The following is a 2714-nucleotide window of genomic DNA, read 5'->3' on the forward strand; positions in this document are numbered from 1 at the left end:
AGAACCTGGTCCAGAACATCGTCAGGGATCACCGGCTTCTTGCGTCGGGCCATGATGCTTCTCCTTCCTCAGCATCACACCAAACACACGAAATTCAGGATAGGCCCCCGAGGATATGAGGCTTGATGTCGATCACATCATTCCCATCGAAGTCGATCCATCGTTGAAATATGAAACGTCGAATCTGCGTGTTCGCTGTATCCGTCATCACTCAATCAAAACTGTCCGTGAGAACGCCCACTGCCTGGATTCCAATCTCAGGAAGCCAAAGCAATGGTGGATGAGTGATGAATGGGATAACGATGAAGAGCAAGAAGCCCCGGTTTAAGGCCGGGGCTTTCTCATTTCCTTCCTTTTCCGATTTCCTTTTCTCGGATTTCGGCAATCTGATTTGCTCTCTTGGTCCACCATTCAAGCTCACCGAGATTCATATGGTAAGCTGAACAGGGATCATTCTCGTTTACGTGCGGCCATTCAAAAAATAGGATCAGTTCTCTGATGTTGTATCGGAGTTGATCGAGATAGTCGCTCGTTATCGTATGAGCATTCAGGTTGCCAAAAAATCGTCGATGGCCTTTATCACTGCTCCTGGCATGATCGCTAGATCAAGGGGAGAAAGATCCGTTACCGTTTGGTATAGGAAATCGTTGGCCTCTGCTGTGCCCGTCGGAGTGCCGTCATTCTTGCCAAGTGCGACTTTGATCTCTGAATAGTTGGGTTTTCGAACGGTGATCTTCTTATGTCCAGAAATGGCTGGTGAAAGATCAATCTCTAATGTTTCGTCGGTCTTAATGGTGATTTTTGCCATATCGTTCTCCTGAATGTCTTCGTTATTCGTTCGATGGATTTGTCCATCGTCATATTTATGAGGATCAGGAGATTGATGGCTCAGGGGAGGGGCGCTGTGCGAGCCCCTGAGAGCGTCGCTAGCAGCTTCTTAGGCCGCTTGCGTAAGCAACACGCTGCCCGCGCGTGAGCGCGCTGTGCGGACTTCTACGGGCTTCTACGGGGTAGGCCCAGCTTCTCGCATACCCACAATCCGAACCAGAGGAACGGCGTGAAGAGAATAATCACGAGCCAGCCGAGCAGCGAGAGCAATGCTGTGACGATCGGCCAGAGGATAAAGAATCCGATAAGCAATAATACAATAAGGGTAATCATGTAAGCTCCTTGTGCTTGTGTTTCCTCTTGTTATTTCCTGCTGATGTGGCCGGGCAAGAAGTATTTAGGTTGCGCTCAATAAATATATAGCACGGCTGATGGCAAACATATCATGAGGGCTGCTCGGAGCATTGGGCTCAATCCATCAGTCGTGCTTATCGAGGCACGAAGTGGAAACAAGCAAAACGGGCATTCAGCTTATCACTCATTATGAAGGGTGTTCTCTTTCTTCCTATCCTGATGTTGGTGGCATTTGGACGATTGGCTATGGGACGACAGGACCCGATATCAAAGAAGGAATGACGATCACTCAGTGCGATGCTCTGTCATTGCTTTCCAATGATCTCAAGGCATTCGAGAATATGTTGAACAAGCGTCTTCCCAATCCCATCAAGCAAAATGAGTTCGATGCCCTTATGAGCTTTCTCTATAACGTGGGTCCAGGTGGTAGGTCGAAAGACGGCCTATTCGAGTTGAAATTGGGTCGGCCATCATCACTCTGGTCATATGTCGTTGGAGGTCAGATGAACCTCGCCGCGTCTCAGTTCCAACTTTGGAATAGGGTCGGCGGCGTGGTCGTTCATGGACTGTCTCTGCGTCGTCATAGTGAGGCAATGCTCTTCTCGACCAACCGGTTAGTATTTTAATCCCGTATAGAGAAGAAGCGATAAAAGTCCGATCAGGAATAGGTGTCGTATCGAGAATGCCAGAAGGATCGAGATATAGATGACACGAAGTATGGGCCAGAAGTGTCCCTTGATCCATATCCATAAACTGATGATAAAATTTGTATCCGTGGTCATGATGGCTCCTTAAACGACGGTAGATGGAAGAGCCTGATGAACACGGGGCGGAGGAATGTTCATGCCGCCTCCGCTCTTTGCTCGTGCCTTAACTCGGTCGTCACTGACGTTGACGTTTAATGTATGGTTGAAATCCTGTGCTTGTGTCGCGCCTGCTATCTGCGTGCCTGCTACGCGGGCTTGTGTCTGTGCCTGATTGTTGTTGGCGTCTGCTAATCTGCTGTTCGAGTTGGTTGCCTGAGCAAGAATCTGTGTGTTCTGCTTCGTTGCTGCCAACTGGTCATTGATTGCCGTGATATACTTCGTTGGATCGGTTCCGAAGCCATCGCGACTGGAAACGCCTATGCTGAGGTATTTGCTTGCTCCGCCGGCACCTGAGTTATGGGCAAGACCCAAGATGCCAAGGCGCTGTTCGGCTGACATTCCCGCAAAGGTCGATGAATGACCCATGAGGTATTTCTGGTTGTCCATCGTGTAGCGGGCGAAATATCGCTCCTGCATGGCCGGATTTGCCAAGAAGGCGTCACGGGTCGGTGTGGCTTCTCCCAGGTCTTTCGCGGCCTGCGCTATGGCGGTCATCGACATCTGGTATTTGCCATTATAGGCGTTGTTGAAGCCTCCGACGGTCCCGTAGGCATTGGGCCTATCCTGAATTTCGTGTGTTTGGTGTGATGCTGAGGAAGGAGAAGCATCATGGCCCGACGCAAGAAGCCGGTGATCCCTGACGATGTTCTGGACCAGGTTCTGGCT

General features: G+C 50.0%; 5 protein-coding genes. 2 read left to right on the plus strand and 3 right to left on the minus strand.

All coding sequences use genetic code 11. From position 1 onward, the window contains the following. Positions 1 to 115: 115 nt before the first annotated feature. A complete protein-coding gene (locus HLH29_RS19120; RefSeq protein WP_182968957.1) occupies positions 116 to 328 on the plus strand; it encodes a hypothetical protein in 213 nt (70 codons plus the stop codon). Positions 329 to 547: 219 nt separating this feature from the next. Here the strand turns inward: HLH29_RS19120 and HLH29_RS19125 are convergent, their stop codons facing one another. Next, positions 548 to 808, minus strand: coding sequence for a hypothetical protein (locus HLH29_RS19125; RefSeq protein WP_182968958.1), 261 nt, complete (start codon positions 806 to 808; stop codon positions 548 to 550). Between the two features lie 185 nt (positions 809 to 993). Beyond that, positions 994 to 1161, minus strand: coding sequence for a hypothetical protein (locus HLH29_RS19130; RefSeq protein ID WP_182968959.1), 168 nt, complete (start codon positions 1159 to 1161; stop codon positions 994 to 996). 170 nt (positions 1162 to 1331) lie between these two features. On the opposite strand from HLH29_RS19130, the gene HLH29_RS19135 reads away from it, so the two are divergent. Beyond that, positions 1332 to 1808 (plus strand): glycoside hydrolase family protein, encoded by a 477-nt coding sequence (locus HLH29_RS19135; RefSeq protein ID WP_182968960.1) that lies wholly within the window; start codon positions 1332 to 1334, stop codon positions 1806 to 1808. Positions 1809 to 1973: 165 nt separating this feature from the next. Here the strand turns inward: HLH29_RS19135 and HLH29_RS19140 are convergent. Further along, positions 1974 to 2714, minus strand: a 741-nt coding sequence (locus HLH29_RS19140) for a hypothetical protein (protein WP_220791606.1), incomplete at its 5' end; no start/stop codon positions are given.

It is taken from the genome of Gluconacetobacter tumulicola, assembly GCF_014174215.1.
In the GTDB taxonomy this organism is placed as follows: Bacteria; Pseudomonadota; Alphaproteobacteria; order Acetobacterales; family Acetobacteraceae; genus Gluconacetobacter; species Gluconacetobacter tumulicola.

Excerpts from the sequence above, each read along its gene's own strand:
- HLH29_RS19130 (WP_182968959.1), bottom strand. The coding sequence starts at position 1,161 with ATGATTACCCTTATTGTATTATTGCTTATCGGATTCTTTATCCTCTGG.
- HLH29_RS19120 (WP_182968957.1), top strand. The coding sequence starts at position 116 with ATGAGGCTTGATGTCGATCACATCATTCCCATCGAAGTCGATCCATCG.
- HLH29_RS19125 (WP_182968958.1), bottom strand. The coding sequence starts at position 808 with ATGGCAAAAATCACCATTAAGACCGACGAAACATTAGAGATTGATCTT.